The 18,361-nt window shown below is 53.6% G+C and carries 14 protein-coding genes and 3 tRNA genes; 3 read left to right on the forward strand and 14 right to left on the reverse strand.

Annotation, left to right across the window (positions count from 1 at the left end):
* Positions 1-248: 248 nt before the first annotated feature.
* Positions 249-334 (reverse strand) — tRNA-Leu (locus EHV15_RS29550).
* A 178-nt stretch (positions 335-512) separates the two neighbouring features.
* Between EHV15_RS29550 and EHV15_RS29555 the strand changes: the two genes are divergently transcribed.
* A complete protein-coding gene (locus EHV15_RS29555) occupies positions 513-707 on the forward strand; it encodes a hypothetical protein (RefSeq protein WP_128634390.1) in 195 nt (64 codons plus the stop codon).
* A 190-nt stretch (positions 708-897) separates the two neighbouring features.
* Positions 898-1,056, forward strand: a complete 159-nt coding sequence (locus tag EHV15_RS29560; RefSeq protein ID WP_218571253.1) for an aspartyl-phosphate phosphatase Spo0E family protein — start codon at positions 898-900, stop codon at positions 1,054-1,056.
* 120 nt (positions 1,057-1,176) lie between these two features.
* On the opposite strand, the gene EHV15_RS29565 is transcribed toward EHV15_RS29560, so the two are convergent.
* From EHV15_RS29565 to EHV15_RS29605, 10 genes are all read right to left on the reverse strand, one after another.
* Positions 1,177-1,632 (reverse strand): GNAT family N-acetyltransferase, encoded by a 456-nt coding sequence (locus EHV15_RS29565; RefSeq protein WP_128634392.1) that lies wholly within the window; start codon positions 1,630-1,632, stop codon positions 1,177-1,179.
* Positions 1,633-2,326: 694 nt separating this feature from the next.
* Positions 2,327-2,400 (reverse strand) — tRNA-Ile (locus EHV15_RS29570).
* 12 nt (positions 2,401-2,412) lie between these two features.
* Positions 2,413-2,486: transfer RNA gene (locus tag EHV15_RS29575), tRNA-Met, on the reverse strand.
* Positions 2,487-2,584: 98 nt separating this feature from the next.
* Positions 2,585-4,024, reverse strand: coding sequence for an ABC transporter substrate-binding protein (locus tag EHV15_RS29580; RefSeq protein WP_128634394.1), 1,440 nt, complete (start codon positions 4,022-4,024; stop codon positions 2,585-2,587).
* Positions 4,025-4,128: 104 nt separating this feature from the next.
* Positions 4,129-4,293: a hypothetical protein gene (locus tag EHV15_RS36720; protein WP_170180026.1), complete on the reverse strand. Its 165-nt coding sequence runs from the start codon at positions 4,291-4,293 to the stop codon at positions 4,129-4,131.
* 137 nt (positions 4,294-4,430) lie between these two features.
* A complete protein-coding gene (locus EHV15_RS29585; protein WP_425464455.1) occupies positions 4,431-5,945 on the reverse strand; it encodes an ABC transporter substrate-binding protein in 1,515 nt (504 codons plus the stop codon).
* A gap of 1 nt (position 5,946) precedes the next feature.
* Positions 5,947-6,831, reverse strand: a complete 885-nt coding sequence (locus tag EHV15_RS29590) for an ABC transporter ATP-binding protein (protein ID WP_128634395.1) — start codon at positions 6,829-6,831, stop codon at positions 5,947-5,949.
* Between the two features lie 3 nt (positions 6,832-6,834).
* Positions 6,835-9,738, reverse strand: a complete 2,904-nt coding sequence (locus EHV15_RS29595; protein WP_128634396.1) for an ABC transporter permease — start codon at positions 9,736-9,738, stop codon at positions 6,835-6,837.
* The gene (locus EHV15_RS29600; protein WP_128634398.1) at positions 9,738-10,826 is read right to left on the reverse strand and encodes an efflux RND transporter periplasmic adaptor subunit; all 1,089 of its coding nucleotides are present in this window, start codon (positions 10,824-10,826) and stop codon (positions 9,738-9,740) included. Before EHV15_RS29600 ends, EHV15_RS29595 begins: the two co-directional genes overlap by 1 nt.
* Positions 10,789-11,637 carry an ABC transporter ATP-binding protein gene (locus tag EHV15_RS29605; protein ID WP_128634400.1) on the reverse strand — a complete coding sequence of 283 codons (849 nt, stop codon included), beginning with the start codon at positions 11,635-11,637 and terminating at the stop codon, positions 10,789-10,791. The genes EHV15_RS29600 and EHV15_RS29605 overlap by 38 nt, the downstream gene beginning before the upstream one ends.
* Before the next feature lie 239 nt (positions 11,638-11,876).
* Here EHV15_RS29605 and EHV15_RS29610 point away from each other — a divergent pair, with 239 nt between their 5' ends.
* Positions 11,877-13,475 (forward strand): S-layer homology domain-containing protein, encoded by a 1,599-nt coding sequence (locus tag EHV15_RS29610; RefSeq protein WP_128634401.1) that lies wholly within the window; start codon positions 11,877-11,879, stop codon positions 13,473-13,475.
* 206 nt (positions 13,476-13,681) lie between these two features.
* Here the strand turns inward: EHV15_RS29610 and pyrE are convergent, their stop codons facing one another.
* The 3 genes from pyrE to carB form a co-directional block, all read right to left on the reverse strand.
* Positions 13,682-14,323, reverse strand: a complete 642-nt coding sequence (gene pyrE / locus EHV15_RS29615) for an orotate phosphoribosyltransferase (protein WP_128634403.1) — start codon at positions 14,321-14,323, stop codon at positions 13,682-13,684.
* A gap of 2 nt (positions 14,324-14,325) precedes the next feature.
* On the reverse strand, positions 14,326-15,054 hold the full coding sequence (gene pyrF, locus EHV15_RS29620; protein ID WP_128634405.1) for an orotidine-5'-phosphate decarboxylase: 729 nt from the start codon (positions 15,052-15,054) through the stop codon (positions 14,326-14,328).
* Positions 15,055-15,147: 93 nt separating this feature from the next.
* On the reverse strand, positions 15,148-18,360 hold the full coding sequence (gene carB / locus EHV15_RS29625) for a carbamoyl-phosphate synthase large subunit (RefSeq protein WP_128634407.1): 3,213 nt from the start codon (positions 18,358-18,360) through the stop codon (positions 15,148-15,150).
* Position 18,361: the final 1 nt, after the last annotated feature.

Raw genomic sequence — 18,361 nt, forward strand, 5'->3', positions numbered from 1 at the left:
TCGACTTTTGGGAGATATTTCGTAACGTTTTTCAGCGAAAATAAGCCCTTTGTCCTATTAAAAAAAAGAGCACTTTTTCCCTTACGACAAAATTCGACGACCTCAGGAGAAAAAACGGCATCCTCATATTGAAAAAGCAGCCCATTCTCTACGAGAAAATAAGCTGCCTTTTACTTACCGAGCCGACAAAAAAACGCATGGTATCCGCGCTGCGCGCAAAAGCCTTGCGTGTTTCTTAATATAAGCCATGCCGAGGACCGGGCTCGAACCGGTACGGTAGTCACCTACCGCAGGATTTTAAGTCCTGTGCGTCTGCCTATTCCGCCACCCCGGCAAATAATCAGGATGTGTAAGTTCACGTCAACCTGAAAATCCCGCATATCAAATTATAAACAGATTTTCGTATAAATTCAACATGTTACGCCTTTCAACCGATAAACAATTATAAGGACATTTATTGTTAGTTAAATTTGATGGATTTCCAGCTGTCATTACAAGAGGAAGGTGTAAGTATGCATGAACTGAAAATCGCCGTCACGCTGGGGCACCAAGTCGTCGTGAAACTGGAAAACGGACATATGATGACCGGTATGCCAAAATGGGGGTCGGCCCCCGACAGAGTTCAACTCCGCACCATGGAAGGGGCCGTGTGGGTCAAGCTGGACGAAATTTCGCACGTTACCCGGATTATTCCTTTTGAGAAATAAAAAAACAACTGCTCGACATTTTTTTGCAACAGATCTCACGAAAGAGGGAGGATTTGCAATTTCAGACATAGAATGTATTACTACCACTTTACCCTGGTGCGGAACAGATATAAAGTGGGATTCCGCATAACGGTCGCCAGTGCACAGCGGACGTATTACATAGATATTTAAGTTCTAGGAGTTGTTCGCTTTGGAGCTGATTCTAAAAATTGAAGAACTCCGGTTGGAATTAAACAAACTTGCGGCGTGCAAACGTCTGGCCGACCGGGAGCTTATCATCGTAAGCCAACGACTGGATGAGCTGTTGAACGAGTATCATCGATTGATCTTAGAACAGCAAAGCAAATGATTCAGGGGGAGTCGCTTTCGGCGGCTCCCTTTATTTTTCTTTTTTTCATAAAAACGCAAAAAAACACCACTAAGCCGGCAGATGGCCGAAGCGGTGTTAATCGCATTAATTCAATGTAGGTTACAATTCTTTGGTCATAAAAACGCTATTCGGATCCTCTTTGTAATCCGCAAATGGACTGCAGTATTCAAATCCGAAGCTTTCATACATGGTTCTGGCCGGCTTAAAAGCGTCCATCGAGCCCGTCTCCAGGCTTAACCGCCGGTAGCCTCGCCGCCTGGCCTCTTCCACGATATGAGCCAGCATTGCCCTGGCGACGCCTTTTCTCCGGTGAGACGATGCCGTTCGCATCGACTTTACTTCCCCATGCCCCCGGTCAAGCTCCTTTAATGCGCCGCAGCCCACCAATGCCCCATGTTCCCACACGCTCCAGAAGGTAATATCCGGCTTTTTCAGGCCATCCAGATCAAGGGCATGAATACTTTCCGGAGGTGAGGTTTCAGCCATATTCGCCAGATGCTCCCCAATCAAAGCTTTGATTTCCAGCCCGTTTAAATCGTCCAGCTTAATTTCCACTGCTATCGTCTCTCCCATCCAAATAAATATTTTTTATAGGATATATACTAGCATTGTGGCTGGGATAACGCCAATTGGGGTGTCAGTTCCGGAAATAATATGGCTTATCTGCGGACAGAGGCCATGGATCGCTTTGTTCTATATTAGTCTTGTGCTCAGTATCGTCCCCATAAAATAGCGGAACTTTAGGGTCTTATTTTCTGAATTTGAGCCTATTCATCACCATAGGGGAACTTTTGGGTCTTATTTTTCGATGAACACGTCGGAAGGCGGACTTTCGCCACTAAATCATGAAAATAGCGCCATAAAATTCCTCTATTGCACGCAACATGGGGGGGTATCACTGAAATAGCGCCCTTTTTTTCCTTTATGTTGTCACCGAGATTTTCAATAGACTAATTTTGCCGTTTTCTCAAGTCTTCACTTGCCATCATGCTAACGTTATTTCCAGAATCGTCTACTTCAACTATACAAATATTACCCGATTGACCCGCTTAGTTCCGGCACCGTAATCTTTTTATCGGAAGTGCCAAAAGAAGTAGAAACCGGTAAACGCCGAGATAACCATTAATGGTCAGACATACCTCTAAACCGTACGGTACGTTAATTGGATATAGGATTGTGGCCCTGGAGCACTCCGGGGCTTAATCTAAAAACAACAAACCCCCTTGCAGCGCAAGAGGGTTGCTTCATATGGGCCCTACAGGACTCGAACCTGTGACCAATCGGTTATGAGCCGACCGCTCTAACCAACTGAGCTAAGGGCCCGGACCACATAAATTGCGGGGGCAGGATTTGAACCTGCGGCCTTCGGGTTATGAGCCCGACGAGCTACCGGGCTGCTCCACCCCGCGTCATTAAAATAGCGACTTAATTAATATACAATATAAGTCAGGCCGATGTCAAGGGGGAATGGGAGGAAAAAACCGCCCATCATCCCCTGTTTCTACATTCATTCTCCGCTCTGAGGTTCCTTTTTTAATTTGGCCAGCATGTCATTCCCCGCCTGTTCCCATTCCGCCAGCGCTTCTTTTGGCGTCGTTTGGTTCTCCAAGACTTTCTGGAAAAAAGTCTCGCCTGACATCTCCACATCAAAGAGCAGCAACGAAAGCTCTTTGCTATGCATCAGGAGCTCATCCGAAACGGCCGGCGGAACCGGTTTCCGCGCGTAAAAGGCCTCGATATGATAGTCCAATCCGCCTTGGGGACGAATATATTTCTTCCGGGCGACGAGTTCGGAGCCGCTATGCGATCTGATCTTGGCGTAGTCATCGCCGTTTAGAAATTTGACAAATTCCCAAGCGTCCTCTAAATTTGGAGCGGCGCTGTTAATCGCCGTAAGACTGTTCAACTCTATGCCGCCGATTTCCGGCACCTTCGGATGCGTAGGATAAGCCGCCACGTCCCAATCAATTTTAGAAAAACCGTTATTTTTCTCCACATTTTCTTTCGCGTCTCTCAATTGGCCCACATAGCTGTAATCGGCCACCAGCATGGCCGTATCGCCCGAGATAAAAAGGTCTGTATCATATGTAGGCGTCTGTTCAACATACTGACCGTCGAAGCCCCCAAATAACACCTTATCGGCCACCAACTCACTGATGGTGGTCCAAATCTTTTCCCACTGTGGCGAATTGACGGCCATCGTCTTCGTTTTCTCATCAATCAACTTGAGTTGAAGCGGGGCAACGTAATCCGAGACCATATAATTAAACGGCCCTTGGAAGTCACGCCATTGCGTAAAGGATAAGCCATAGATCCGATCCTGTCCCTCACTTCTAGCTACACGGCGGGCAAGATTAAACACCTCATCCCAGGTCATATTGTCGGTCGGCGGTTCCACCCCGGCTTCCTGAAAAATTATCTTATTATAAAACAGCGCCGAAGCCGAAAACGTTGGACTTAATCCGTAAATGTGCTGGTCTCCAATAGCCTTGGCTCCTTCCAACACGGCGGGAACGATGCCGGAGGTATCGAATTTATCTTTTTGAATGAGCGGATCCAGCGGTTTAACCAGGTTTTCCCGCACCAATCTCGCAAGGACCTCGTCGCTTACGATAACCACATCGACCGGGTTGTCGCCGGTCATGATTTTTTTCAGGCTCTCTACAATATCCTGGCTTTCTTCCCGAGCCGCATTTCTCCCATAAGAACCTTCATATATGGCCGGAACCACTTCTATGGTAAGGCCAGGATGAGTCACCTCAAAGGCATCCACATATTGCTGACGGAAATTGGACTCATCCGCGCTTCCGTAGATCTTCCCGATTCGCAGCACCCTCTCTTCATCATAAACGGGCCTAGCCAAAGTACAGCCCACGGAAAGAGATGCGATCAGACTTAACATGGCTATAACAGCCCACAACCTTTTTCCCCAAAAACCGCTATTCAATTGCAAACTCCTCTCCCTTATCATTAACTTCTAACTTCGTCTTGCAAAAATCCGCACCTATTCACTATAACGAGTTCCCACGGCCTTTTTGTGACAGGTCTAAATCACGGGATAAAACGGACGCCGTATTTTCCTTTCCGAGAGCGGAAAATTTCAATTTCGCGCATGTCGTCGAAGCCGTAAATCCAGCCGTCCTGCTCGAGCCTGCGAGCCAGGCAACCGGCTTGGAACTTCGTTCTGTACAACTTATTGAAATATACCCAACGCATGGCTTGTCGGTCCATCCTTTCGTTTTTTCGTAAATCTTTCCCCTGCCTATAGATTGCCCAGAAACGGCCAAAAAAAGCCGCCGGGATCGTCCCCGGCAGCTCCTTTTGCATTTAGTAAATTTTGTTTATACGCCTGCTTAATATTTGACTCCGGAGGCTCCGCTTTCGTCCGGTACGAACGGCGTGCCGTCCTCCTGGAATTGGGTTTTCGGATTGTTTTTGATCTCCAGCAGCATCTTGTTGCCCTTCTCTTCCCATTCCTTGAGCGCTTCCTCCGGCGTTTTTTTGTTCTCTAGCACTTCCTGGTAGTAATTGCGCCCGACATTGGTCACGCTGTAAAGACCCGGTTTTTCGATGAGCATTTTATCGTCTTTCGGATCCGTTGGCGGCGTGGGCTTAAGCAAATAAAACGCCTGAATGTTGTAATCCAATCCTTGTTTCGGCTCAATATACGATTTCCGCGCCACCATCTCGTAGGAATTGCCGCGGGATCTCAGTTTCGCCCAATCCTCGCTGTTGATAAATTTAATAAAATCCCAGGCGGTTTCCGGATTCGGCGCCGCGCTGTTAATGGCGAAGGTATTGCTCAGCCAAATATTGCCGCCGACATCCGGTTTTTCGGGATGCACCGGCACGGTAACGACATCCCAGTCCACCGCTTTGTAATTTTTGATTTTAGCAGCATTGTTGTTCGCATCGACAATTTCGTTAATGTAATAGTTTTCCCCGATCGTCATCGCAACTTTGCCGGAGAGGAACAGGTCGCCGCTAATCGGTGTCCATTGATCCATGGCGCCATCCGACATCCCCACCGAGGAATCCGGAATGATTTTATCCTTGACCAGCTTTGTCATCGTTTCCCAAACCTTGATCCACTGCGGCGAGCTAACCGTCATCGTTTCCGCCTTGTCGTCATACGTTTTAAGCTGCAAGGCATTCACGTAGTTGTACTGCATATCATAAAACGGATCACTGCCCTGGTAACGGCTGAAGGCGAAACCGTAGACCCGGTCTTTACCTTCCCCTTTGGAAACGCGGCGGGCCAGGTTGAAAATATCGTCCCATGTCATTTTATCCGTTGGCGGTTCGACGCCGGCATCGGTGAATATTTTTTTATTGTAAAAAAGGGCTGAAGAAGAGAAGGAAGGGGTTAACCCGTACAATTTTCCGTCCCCCAAATCCTTGATTCCGTCGATGACCGCCGGAACGAAGTCCGACGTGTCGAATTTATCTTCCTGCATCAACGGATCCAACTGCTTGAGCATGTTTTCCTGGATCAACTGATTCAGCACGCTTGTATCCGTAACGACGATATCAACCGGATTGCCGCCGGTCATAATCTTTTTCATGCTTTCCAGGTAATCCGGCTGCTGATACCCTTCCGAGCCGTCGGAATAGCGGTATTGGCTCTGATCGATGGCCGGAACGACCTCGATCCGGATATTCTGATGCGTATATTCATAGACGTCGGTATACTGCTGGCGGAAATACGAATCGTCGTATCCCCCGGACAGCACGCCGATACGCAGCACCTTCTCCTGCTTGTTGTCGGCAGGTTTGCTTCCATTGCAGCCGGCGAGCAATCCAAGCGTAAGCGTTGCGGCCAGCAGCACCGTCGTAATTTTGCGAAAACTCCTTCTCTTCATGCCCATTTTATTGATCCCCCTCTAATGATTTTGGTGCCGTGATGATGATTTTTTCTCCGTCAAATTCCATGCTGGCTCGCCCGCCGATGCCGACGGCCTCCAGATATTCCTTTGGCACCTGAAGACGCCCGACGCGGTCGACCACCACAAACGCTTCGTGCACCTCCTGCAGTCCGCCGCCCAAGCCTTCCGCAGCGGCCAAATCGAGGTTTGGATTCCGTTTCAAAAACTCAGTGCTCGTTAAACCGTCGCGGATCGCGACAACGCGGTCCACTTTGCCCGCCAGCGTCAAATCATGCGTAACGATAACGACCGTGATCCCAAGCTCCCGGTTTACCTGACGAAAAATCTGCATGATTTGATCGGACGTCGCCGTATCGACCGACCCGGTCGGTTCGTCGGCAAGCAGCAGCTTCGGACGGTTCGAAAGCGAGATGGCGATCGCCACCCGCTGCTGCTCCCCGCCGGAAAGCTGGTGGAGCTTGTTGTGCATCCGCTCCTTTAATCCGACTCGTTCCAGCAGTTCCTTGGCATAGTTGCGGTCCAGCTTGCCGGTCAGCAACATCGGCATCTCGACGTTTTCCAGCGCCGTTAAATAAGGCAGCAGATTGCGCGCATTGTTTTGCCATACGAAACCTACCGTACTGCGCTTGTACTCCACCAGCTGGTCGTCGCGGATCTTCAGCAGATCCCAGCCTCCGACCGACACCTGGCCGGCCGAAGGCCGGTCAAGGCCGCCCAGCATGTTCAGCAGAGTCGATTTGCCGCTGCCGCTGTTCCCGATAATGGCCATCATTTCGCCCTGTTCCACGGTCAAGTTAAGACCCTGAAGCGCCACGACTTCGATGTCCTCGGATTTAAAAATTTTGACCAATCCCTCGCAGTGTATCATCGGCTACCGCTCCTCTCCCATTTTCACGGCTTGATGCACGCGCAGCCGCCGGATTTGCCACAGCAGCAAGCCGGCTCCGAGCAGCAGCATCACCAGTACGACTACGTATAGCTGCAGCGTATCCTGCGAGTCAAACACGATCCGGAACGGCGGAACCTGGGTGGTCACGTTGTCGGCGGTTTGCAGGAACGGCAGGTACAGCCTGCCGGCGAATTTCCCGATGACGATACCGAGCACGATCGACAAACCCGCCGTCAAAATTTGCTCGGTCAGCAGCATAAACGTCAATTGCTTGCGCGATAAGCCCATCGCCCGCAATATCCCGAACTGCACAACCCGGCCGGACAGATTAAAGAACCAGTACAGCACGTATCCGATCAGCGAGACGATGACCGAAACGAGGAAGCCCAGGCTCAAAATGCCGAACACCCCGCCGCGGGTCGGATGCTTGCTCTGCGCCGCCAATTCGCTGCGCACATCGTTCACCTCATACAATTCGATATTCTTTTCGGCCAGCTTTGTAATGAGCGGCGCCACCTTGGCGCCCGGCTTCATCTTCAGCCAAACCTCGTAAGGAATGAGCGGAACCTGGTCGTAAATATAATCGAGGTTGGCGATGATAAACGGCGTCTGATCCGGGTATTGGCTGGGCCAATACGGGATGATGCCGTATACGGCGAATTCCACCGTCTGATCGTTAAGCGAAACGGTGAATACATCCCCCAGCTTCAGCTTGTATTTCTCGGCAAGATTGGACGGCACCAAAGCCGCGCTTTCGTTCATGCCCAAAAAATTCAAATAATTGTACGGATGCGTCGGGAACAGATCGTCCCGGAACCAGGCAACCTTGGCAAAATCGGCATTGTCGATCCCCATGATGTTGCCTTGCCCTGCCGATCTCCCGGAAATGATGATGTTGCCTTTCGTTTGCAGGACACGCGCCGCATGTTCGACGCCATCCAGCTGCCGGAAAATTTCAAACGGCGGCTCCGACGCATAGATCACCTTGGTCGGTCTCTGGTTTTGTCCGCCGCCCGCACCGCCTCCGCCCGGCGCCCCCGGATTCCCCGACTGGCCGGAACCGCCGCCCTGCCCTTGGCCTTGCCCCTGGCCTGAGCCGCCTTGCGTTGGCCGTTTAATTTCCGCCGATCCTTCCCATACCGTCTTCATGATTACATCCGCTCCGTATTTATAGAGCGTGCGCTCCGTCGAGTTCAGATCGATCGTCCGCGCGGCCGAAGCATTGTATACGCCCAGCCCGAGCGTCAGCACCAGCAAAATCATAAGCGGATAATACGACAACGATGAACGGGACAGTTGGGTCAAACTTAGATAATAAGGTACGGGCAGCCATTTTTTGCCGAGCCAGCCGATCAGCTTGAGCAGCCACGGAAAAACGCGCAGGAAAAACAAACCGATCGAAAAGATGGCCAGCGCCGGGACGAAAAACAGGAACGGTTGAACCTGAAGCTCATCCGTGGTCATCCCGGTTTGGAATGTCAGCATTTGGCGCTCCTGGAACAAATAATAGCCGTAAGCGGAAATCCCCATCAGCACGATGTCCAGGAACCAGCGCTGCCAGAAGGGTGCCCGATCGGAGCGCGCCTGCTTTTGCTTCGCCTTGACGATCGAAGCCCGCGCGAAGGATATCGCCGGCAGCAGCGTTGCCAGAATGGCGATGACGACCGCCAAAGCTCCCAACACAAGCGCATCAAAATTGAAGCCGACCGGAATTGATTTGCGGTTCACGAACGTCAAAAACCCGTCGGCCGACCCGATCGATTTGGACATAAACCAGCCCAATAGCGGTCCCAAGACCAGCGCTACAACGCCGAGAATCACACTCTCCAGCAAATAAATGAAAATGATCTGCCTGGTCGAGGCTCCCCGGCTGCGCAGAACGGCGATGTCGCTTTGCTGCTTGTCGAGAGCCTGGCGGGCGTTCATTACGATATAATAGAACACCATGGCGATCATCGGCGCAGCCAGTGTGAACAGCAGCGTCTGCATTTGCAGGCTTTGCTTCCGGAAATCATTCAGCAGGCTGCCGAACGAGACATCGACTTTCGTATCCTTCAGCTTCTGGTACAGCTCGATATTCAACCGATCCAGCGTATCGGACAGCGGCGACAGCTGGCTTGTTTTGATCTCCCGGAGATCGAAGGCATAATACCAGCTTGAATTGTGGAGCGGTATCGACAAGCGCTGAAGCAGATCTTCGTTAAACGTTTTTTCAGGGACGTAGAAGCTGTTCATCATCCCCTCAAAGCCCTGGTACCAATACGGATCGCTTTCATTTTTCGCCTGAAACGCGCCGACGATTTTCACTTTAAGCGTTACGTTTGAACCGCCGCTTACAGGATACTCTAGCACGTCGCCGACGTGCAGATCCTGACGGTACATCGCCTCTTCCAGCATCAGCGCCTCAAGCGTATCGCCATCGGCCTTCTCCGAAAACGGCTTGCCTCCGGACAGCTCGATATGATCCTGAAGCCCGCTCATCGACGCGACCGTCATCGTTCGCGTACGGCTCGCATCGACCTTGGACGGGTCGACCGGGTACACCTCCGTGCTCCGGATCGAACGCGCATTAACATAGGTTTCATGAGGAAAGCCGATGGCCTTCGGCACCTCGTTCACAATATATTCATCCACGGCCTTTAAACCGCCGATGTCCGTCTTCGTTCCCCCCGGCGCCTGATAGCTCATGATCAAGGAGCCTGCGGGAAGTCCTTCGCTTTCGCTTTTTAACGTGCTCGAAACGACCCGCTTCAAAGAACCGTCCGAGTACATCGGAATGCTTACGGTAAATGAGACGGCGACGATGAGGCCAAGCAGCGTACTGAGCGTCAGCCATTTCGTGTTCCACATTTTGCGGAACAGTAAGCGCAATAAAGGTACACCCATTAACGACCCACTACTTTCTGCCCCGGCGTAAGTCCCTTCACGATTTCCATGTCGGTCGAGGTTTGCATGCCGACTTCAACATCGGCCTCGCGTTTGGTGCCGTCCTTTTCAACCACCTGCACATAGGTGCGCGAACCGATCGTGCGCAGGGCGGAAATCGGAATGAGCACGGCGTTTTCCTTGCGTTCGGTGACGATGGAAACGCTGAGCGGTCTGCCCCGCTCGATGCCTTGCGGCCATTTGTCCAGCTGTACGATCACGTATTTGTCGATCGAGTCTTTTTCCGGCTGGTTGCCATTATTGTTATCGTTATCCGAAGACCCGGTGTTGACCGGCATCACTTTGACTTTGCCGTTATATTCCCCGGCGGCGTTAATTTCAACTTTGGCGTCCATGCCGACCGCGATTTTTTCCAGATCCTCCTTGGCAAAAGAAGCGGCGACAACCAGCGACGAAGTATCGGAAATCACCAATGCGGTTTTATAGGCTTCAATTGCTTTGCCTTTCTCTGCCGAGATGGACACGATCGTGCCGTTAAACGGCGCTCTCAGCGTTCCGTCCGCAATCGTCTTCTCCAAATCCGCGAGGTCCTGCCGCGCTTCTTCAAAAACGATCGAAGCCTCCTCGAATTCAATCGGCTCCTTTTCGTCTTTCGTGCGGAGCATCTCCTTCATTTGCAGTTCCTGCTTGCGGAATTCCAGCTTTTTCTTGCGCAGGTCTTTCTGCAGGTTCTCCACGTCCAGCTCGATCAGCGGATCGCCCTGCTTCACCTTATCTCCCGCTTTGACGAGCACGGTTTTGACGTGCAGATCGTCCTTCGTGAAGAACAGCGGTTCCTCCCGCTGGCTCATGATTTTCCCGACCGCGGTTACTTTAAGTTCGATCGGTCCCTTCCGCACTTCGTACTCCGGTTTCTTCGAAATCGTCGGCGGCGTAATGACGGGAATATCCTCCTCCTCGTCTTCGTTCGGAAGCAAGGCGCATCCGGATGCGGCAACCAGCGACGCACAAATCGCCAGCAAGCCCAGCGTCCGGGAAAGCTTTCTTCCTTTATCCGATAAATTTTCCATCCACCATTTCGTAGACATGGTCTGCAACCTCCAAAATTGTAGGATCGTGTGTCGTCATGCAAATCGTCACTCGCTCCGTATGTATGATGTTTTTAAAAACGGCCATGATTTGCGCGCCCATTTGTGAATCCAGGTTCGCCGTCGGTTCGTCCGCCAGCAGCAGCTTGGGCCGGTGGGCGATCGCCTTGGCGATGGCCACCCGCTGCTGCTCCCCGCCCGACATTTCGAACGGCCGGTGAAACATCCGTTTTCCGAGTCCAACCAGCTCCAGGCAGTGCGTTACGCGCGGTTTCCATTCCTGCGTCGGCACCCCGGCCATACGCAAAGACAGCTCCACGTTCTCCCACGCGGAAAGCAGCGGCAGCAGCGCGTAGGCCTGAAATATGAAACCGATTTGATCCCGCCGCAGCACCGTCCGCTTGTCGTCGCTCAACCGGTGCAAAGGCTTGTCGCGGAAAAAAATTTCCCCCGACGTCGGCTGATCGAGCCCGCCCAGCATATTGAGCAGCGTCGTTTTCCCCGAACCTGATCTTCCTTTGAGCATAACGAGCTGGCCGGGAAGGACTTCCATGTTGATCCCTTTCAACACCTGAATTTCTCCGCCGCCAACCGGAAAAGACCTGCGAACGTCTTTTACCGTCAGCAGGGGTCCCTTTTCCATCTCTTGCTCAGGTGCATCGCTTTTCTCTAAAGCGGCCGCGGCCTCAAGCTTCCCCGGTTCGGACGTCCCCTCGGGAAGCTCTCGCAAATCCTCGCTATCCGCCGGAATCTGCACCTCTGCTTCCGGCTTATCTACCATTTTCCCTCTCTTGCGAAGCCAACGCTTCATTAGTATCGTTCTCCCATTTTTTCATATTTTGCCGCTCCCTTTGGCTCGCGTAATGATCTTGTCAATGCATACATTACGTCTAGCATTATAAACGAAATGTTATGCCAAAAAGTTACAACATTTTTTACGAATTTGATATTTTTGGTCCTCGGATTTCCATATTTTTTACACTGATCGCATTCTATTAGTCTGTTAAAATAAAGGGGATTTCTACTAATTCAGGCAAGGAGTCCTACTTCGTGAAAAAAGTATTATCCATGCTCCTGCTGGCATCCCTGATCTTGACCGCCCCCGGCGTCGATCAGCTGCCGGCGTCCGCCGAGAAGCTGCCCTATAACGACATAAACGGCAGCTACGCCAAAGAGGCGATCGTGCGTTTATATGAAAGCAATACCATGAAAGGAACATCCCCAACCGAATTTTCTCCTGTACGGACGATTACCCGCGCGGAATTTATGACCACCCTGACCCGCATCCTGCAACTGGAACCCGTGTCCTCGGCTCTTCCGGCTTATACCGACGTTGATCCTTCGGCATGGTACTATGGCACGATTCAGGCCGCAACCGAACTGGGGCTTACGGAGGGGCTGGGAGGAGGCATCTTTAAGCCAAACCAACCGATTACCCGGCAGGAGGCCGCAGCCTGGCTCGTCAGGGCTCTGAAGCAAAAGACCGGTGTGGCGCCAGCTTCCCGGTATAAGGATGACGCCAGCATCGCGCTTTGGGCCCGCCCTTACATAAACGCCGTTTCTTTGCTTGGTCTGATGGAAGGCAGCGACGGGAAATTTTATCCAAATCGGGCGATGACCCGCCAGGAAACCGCCGTCATTTTGGATCGGTTGCTGGAGGGCAAAATGTTCCCGGAAGCGATAGCCGCATCCGGAAAGCAGACGATTCAAATCGGCTGGCAGTTCGGCCAATCAACCGAAGACTATCGGAAGTCCGTGCAGAAATCCAGCGTCAATGTGCTGTCGCCAAGATGGTTCTTTTTGGAGAACACCGGAAAAATCTCCGATTCTACAGATCCTTCCCTTGTCACGTGGGCCAAAAACAATGGAAAACAGGTTTGGGCCATGGCGGGCAACCGTTTTGATCAGGAAACGACGCATAAGCTGCTTTCTTCTTCTTCCTTGTCCTCCGCAGCGATTCAGGATTTGAAATCGTATGTGAGCAAATACGGGCTGCAAGGCATCAATCTTGATTTTGAAAATGTGCAGGCTTCCGACCGGGCGTTGTTTACCAATTTTGTCGCCAAGCTGGCCAAGGAGCTGGATAGCGTCTCCGCCGTCTTGTCCGTTGATCTGCCGCCCGATTTGGGCAACGATTGGTCGGATGCTTACGATTACGCGCAGCTGGCCAAAAGCGCGGATTACATTGTGCTGATGGCCTATGACGAGCATTGGAGCGGCTATACGGCCGGTTCGGTTGCTTCTTTGAATTGGGTGCAAAAGCGGCTCGGCGAACTGCTGGCCAAAGTGCCGGCGGACCAAATGATTTTGGGCATGCCGCTTTATACCCGGGACTGGAGCATCAACGGCAGTGGAACGACCGTATCCTCGGAGGACTTGACGATACCGGAGCAAACCAGCCGGATTCGTCAATACGGGGCAAAGCTCAAATGGAACGATACGGCCGCCCAATATACGGCCGAATACCGGAAATCCGGCATGCTGCACCGGATCTGGCTCGAAGATTCCCGCTCGCTGGCGGAAAAATTCCGGATGGGCATGAGATCCGGGGTCGCCGGCTTCGCTTATTGGCATATCGGCGGCGAATCGCCGGAGGTGTGGACGAGCTTGAAAAATACGGAGAAGTACGAAAGGTATACGTTTGAATAAGCCGTTCGGCCCATCAACAGACCGCTGCCTGAGAAACTTCTGCTTTTTCGCTTAAATAAGCGCGGGTGGCAACCGTTAGCGTAGAAACTGTTCCCGGAAGCTGATCATTCTAGATTAACACGTTAGTCAAGCGCCTTTTCTAGTTTGAGCCCTTAAAAAAGCGAAACTTTTGCATTTTGGCAAAAGTTTCGCTTTTTGTGTCCCTTCTAAACTCCGAAGGAAGCCGGGTCCTGCCGCCACGATTGCAACAGCTCCAAGTCTTCGGCTTTAATGTTGCCGCGCCGGACGGCTACGTCGATCAGCGCTGAATAGTTGGACAATGTCTTAAGCGGGATGCCCGCTTCGGCAAACGCGTTTACCGCCTTGTCCAACTGGTAGCTGAAGATCGCCAGCACGGCGAGCGGCTCGGCGCCTGCCTCACGGACAGCCAGGGCCGCCTTAAGCGAACTGCCCCCGGTGGAAATCAAATCCTCGATGACGACCACCTTTTGACCGGGTTTGATCAGACCTTCGATTTGATTTTCTTTGCCGTGGCCCTTGGCCTTGTCGCGGATATACGCCATCGGCAGGCCCAGCTTCTGCGCCGTAAACGCGGCGTGCGGAATGCCCGCCGTCGCCGTCCCGGCGATGACCTCGGCCTCGGGGTAAACTTCGCGGATCAGGGCCGCAAACGACTCCGCGATCAGGTCGCGGATCGCCGGGTAGGACATCGTCAAGCGGTTATCGCAGTAAATCGGCGATTTGATGCCCGAGGTCCATGTAAACGGCTGGTGCGGACGGAGCGCCACCGCACCGATCTCCAGCAAATTCTCGGCGATTTGGGCCGCCACCTCATTTGTGTTTGCCATGATCACATCATCTCCTCGATAATTTTCTCCGCCGCTTCGCGGGGATTAGCTGCTGCAATGATCGGACGCCCGACGACGATGTAATCCGTCCCTTGGGACATCGCTTCGCCCGGCGTGAGGGTGCGGGATTGATCATCGGCTTTGCTGCCTGCCGGCCGGATGCCCGGCGTTACGGTGAGAAACGCTTGACCGCACCGCTCCTTCACCGCCGGCACTTCCAATGGCGAAGCGACGACGCCGTCCAAGCCGGCTTCCCGGGCCAGCGCCGCATAATGCACCACAGACGCTTCCACCGTTCCGGGAATGCCGATTTCGCGGTTGAGCATATCCTGGTTTGTGCTCGTCAGCTGCGTCACCGCAATGATCCGCGGCATCGCCAGGGACGTGTCGCTTTCCAGGGCGGCAAGCGCCCCTTCCCTGGCCGCTTTCATCATGTTCACCCCGCCTGCGGCATGGACGTTAAACATATCCGCGCCCAACTTGGTGACGCTGTTCGCACCGCCTTTTACGGTGTTCGGAATGTCGTGCATTTTTACATCCAAAAAAACCGAGTAACCCGCTTGCTTCAATTCCCGGATCAAATCCGGGCCCGCCGCATAAAAAAGCTGCAGCCCAACCTTCATATAGCAAGGAATGCCTACCAGCGCTTGAAGCAGCTTTCTCGCCCGCTCGGCATCGGGAAAATCGAGGGCGACGATCAGCCGTCCCGCCGCTTGTTCAAATGAACGCATTACCGTTTACCCTCCTGTCATGCCTGCGGCTCCGAAGCAAGTTGCTTCCGAGCCGCAGCATTTTTTTGTATTGAAATATCCGTCGTTTATCCCTTATAGAGAAGGCATCGCTTGGGAGGAGAAGTTGATCGTCTCCAGCATTTCGAGCAGTGCGCGCACCGTATCGAGCGAGGTCATGCAGACGACGCCGTTCTCCACCGCTTCCCGGCGGATGCGGAATCCGTCGCGTTCGGGTTCTTTGCCTTTTGTCAGCGTATTGATGACGAAGTGCGCTTCCCCGCCCCGGATCAGGTCTAGAATGTTCGGCACGCCTTCCGACAGCTTGTAGACCGTCGTCACATGGATGCCCGCGTCGATCAGCGCGGAAGCCGTCCCGTCCGTGGCGATGATTTTGTAGCCCAGGCGATAGAAACCGCGCAGCAGCTCCACCGCTTCCTGCTTATCTTTATCCGCGACGGTTGCGATGATCGCACCGGTCGAAGGGATTTTCATCCCGGCTCCGATGAGACCTTTATACAGCGCTTTGGCATACTGCGGATCGCGGCCCATCACTTCCCCGGTCGATTTCATTTCCGGTCCCAACGTCGGCTCAACCCGGCGCAGCTTGGCGAAGGAGAACACCGGCACCTTCACGGCCACCTGGTCGCTTTCCGGCCACAGGCCGTCCTTGTAGCCGAGATCGCTCAGCTTCGTGCCAAGAATGCACTGCGTTGCCACGCCCGCCATCGGAATGTTCGTCACTTTGCTCAGGAACGGCACCGTCCGCGAAGACCGTGGGTTAACCTCGATCACATACACTTCGTCCTTGTAGATAACGAACTGGATATTGACGAGACCGATCGTTTTCAGCTCTCTGGCGATTTTGATCGTGATTTCGACGATTTTCTCTTTCAGCCCGGCGGACAGATGCTGCGGCGGATACACCGCGATCGAGTCGCCGGAGTGCACGCCGGCGCGTTCGATATGCTCCATGATTCCCGGAATCAGCACCGTTTCCCCATCGCAGATCGCGTCGACTTCCACCTCTTTGCCCAGCATGTAGCGGTCGATCAGCACCGGATGCTGCGGGTTGATGTTGACCGCTTCCTCCATGTATCTAAGCAGCTCCCGGTCGGAATAGACGATTTCCATCGCCCGGCCGCCCAGAACGTACGACGGACGCACCAGCACCGGATAACCGAGCGCTTGCGCGGTTCCCACCGCCTCCTCGACCGAGGTGACCGTGCTGCCCTTAGGTTGGGCAATGTGCAGCTTGGAGAGCAGCGCTTCGAACTTCTTGCGGTCCTCCGCCTCGTCGATCGACGCCAGGGAGGTTCCGAGGATGCGCACACCGGCCGCCTCCAGCGGCGCCGCCAGGTTGATCGCCGTTTGACCGCCGAACTGGACGATGACGCCAACCGGATTTTCCTGCTCGATGACGTTCATGACGTCCTCGAAAAACAGCGGCTCGAAATAAAGCCGGTCCGAGGTGTTGAAATCGGTGGACACCGTCTCCGGGTTGTTGTTGATGATAACCGCTTCATAGCCGGCCTTCTGGATCGCCCAAACCGCATGTACCGTGGAGTAGTCGAATTCGATGCCTTGGCCGATCCGGATCGGGCCGGAACCAAGCACGACGATTTTCTCCTTGCCGGATTGGATGACTTCGTTTTCCGTTTCGTAGGTCGAATAATAATATGGCGTGGAAGCTTCAAACTCCGCCGCGCAGGTATCGACCATTTTGTATACCGGCCGGAGGCCATGCTCATTGCGCAAACTTCTGACCTCGGCTTCGGACAAATGCGTGCCCGCCGGCTGCCCTGCCGCGCGCAGCTCGGCGATTGCCCGGTCGGTAAAACCAAGTCGCTTGGCTTCGTACAAGGTTTCATAGGATAAAATCTCTTCGCTGGCGATCCGCTTCTCAAACTCGACCATACGCTCGATTTTGTCCAGGAACCACCAGTCGATTCCCGTCAGGTCGTGAATTTGCTGGAGCTTGTAGCCGCGGCGGAACGCTTCGGCGACCAGGAACAGCCGCTCGTCGTCGGCTTTGATCAACCGGGCGTCCAATGTCTCGTTGTCGATCTTTTCCGTTCCTTTCAGGTATAAGCGGTGCGTGCCGATTTCCAGCGAGCGGACCGCTTTGTGAATCGACTCTTCAAACGTCCGCCCGATCGCCATCACTTCGCCGGTCGCTTTCATCTGCGTGCCCAGCTTGCGGTTGGCGCTGACGAATTTATCGAACGGCCAGCGCGGGATTTTGCTGACGATGTAGTCAAGCGTCGGTTCGAAGCAGGCATAGGTCTGCCCCGTTACCGGGTTGACGATTTCGTCGAGCGTATAGCCGAGGGCGATTTTCGCCGCCATTTTGGCGATCGGGTAGCCCGTCGCTTTGGAGGCGAGCGCCGAGGAGCGGCTGACCCGCGGGTTCACTTCGATGACATAGTACTGGAAGCTTTGCGGATCAAGCGCGAACTGGACGTTGCAGCCGCCTTCGATGTTCAGCGCGCGGATGATCTTCAGCGACGCCGAACGCAGCATCTGATACTCGCGGTCGGAGAGCGTCTGGCTCGGGGCTACGACGATGCTGTCCCCGGTATGTACGCCCACCGGGTCAAAGTTCTCCATGTTGCAGACAACGATGCAGTTGTCGTTCGCATCCCGCATTACTTCGTATTCGACTTCCTTCATGCCGGCGATCGATTTTTCGATCAAGCATTGGCCGATCGGGCTGTAGCGGATCCCCGAAGCGACCGTTTCCTTAAGCTCCTCTTCCGTGGCGCAGATGCCGCCGCCGGTGCCGCCCAGCGTATAAGCCGGACGCACGATGACCGGATAGCCGATCTCCACGGCAAACTTCAGCGCCTCATCGACCGAGGTAATGATCGTGCTTTCCGGCACCGGCTGCTCCAGCTCACGCATCAGCTCGCGGAACAGGTCGCGGTCCTCCGCTTTTTCGATCGAAGTCAGCTGCGTGCCGAGCAGCTTGACGTTCTCACGCTCCAGCACGCCGGCCCGGGCCAGTTCGACGGCCATGTTCAGGCCGGTTTGGCCGCCCAGCGTCGGCAGCAGGCCGTCCGGGCGCTCCTGGCGGATGATTTGCGTCACGAATTCAAGCGTGATCGGCTCGATGTATACTTTGTCGGCCATATTGGTGTCCGTCATGATCGTCGCCGGGTTGCTGTTGATCAGCACCACCTCGACGCCTTCTTCCTTCAGCGCCTGGCAGGCCTGCGTCCCGGCGTAGTCAAACTCCGCGGCCTGGCCGATGACGATCGGGCCGGAACCGATGACGAGTATCTTCTTGAGGTCTTTGTTGATCGGCATG

The organism is Paenibacillus oralis, assembly GCF_003863965.1.
In the GTDB taxonomy this organism is placed as follows: domain Bacteria; phylum Bacillota; class Bacilli; order Paenibacillales; family Paenibacillaceae; genus Fontibacillus; species Fontibacillus oralis.

What these genes read in the sequence shown, in the direction of transcription:
- EHV15_RS29555 (WP_128634390.1), top strand. Translation starts at nt 513, where the DNA reads ATGCATGAACTGAAAATCGCCGTCACGCTGGGGCACCAAGTCGTCGTG.
- EHV15_RS36720 (WP_170180026.1), bottom strand. Translation starts at nt 4,293, where the DNA reads ATGCGTTGGGTATATTTCAATAAGTTGTACAGAACGAAGTTCCAAGCC.
- EHV15_RS29585 (WP_425464455.1), bottom strand. Translation starts at nt 5,945, where the DNA reads ATGGGCATGAAGAGAAGGAGTTTTCGCAAAATTACGACGGTGCTGCTG.
- EHV15_RS29590 (WP_128634395.1), bottom strand. Translation starts at nt 6,831, where the DNA reads ATGATACACTGCGAGGGATTGGTCAAAATTTTTAAATCCGAGGACATC.
- EHV15_RS29595 (WP_128634396.1), bottom strand. Translation starts at nt 9,738, where the DNA reads ATGGGTGTACCTTTATTGCGCTTACTGTTCCGCAAAATGTGGAACACG.
- EHV15_RS29600 (WP_128634398.1), bottom strand. Translation starts at nt 10,826, where the DNA reads ATGTCTACGAAATGGTGGATGGAAAATTTATCGGATAAAGGAAGAAAG.
- EHV15_RS29605 (WP_128634400.1), bottom strand. Translation starts at nt 11,637, where the DNA reads ATGAAGCGTTGGCTTCGCAAGAGAGGGAAAATGGTAGATAAGCCGGAA.
- pyrE (WP_128634403.1), bottom strand. Translation starts at nt 14,323, where the DNA reads ATGGCAAACACAAATGAGGTGGCGGCCCAAATCGCCGAGAATTTGCTG.
- pyrF (WP_128634405.1), bottom strand. Translation starts at nt 15,054, where the DNA reads ATGCGTTCATTTGAACAAGCGGCGGGACGGCTGATCGTCGCCCTCGAT.
- carB (WP_128634407.1), bottom strand. Translation starts at nt 18,360, where the DNA reads ATGCCGATCAACAAAGACCTCAAGAAGATACTCGTCATCGGTTCCGGC.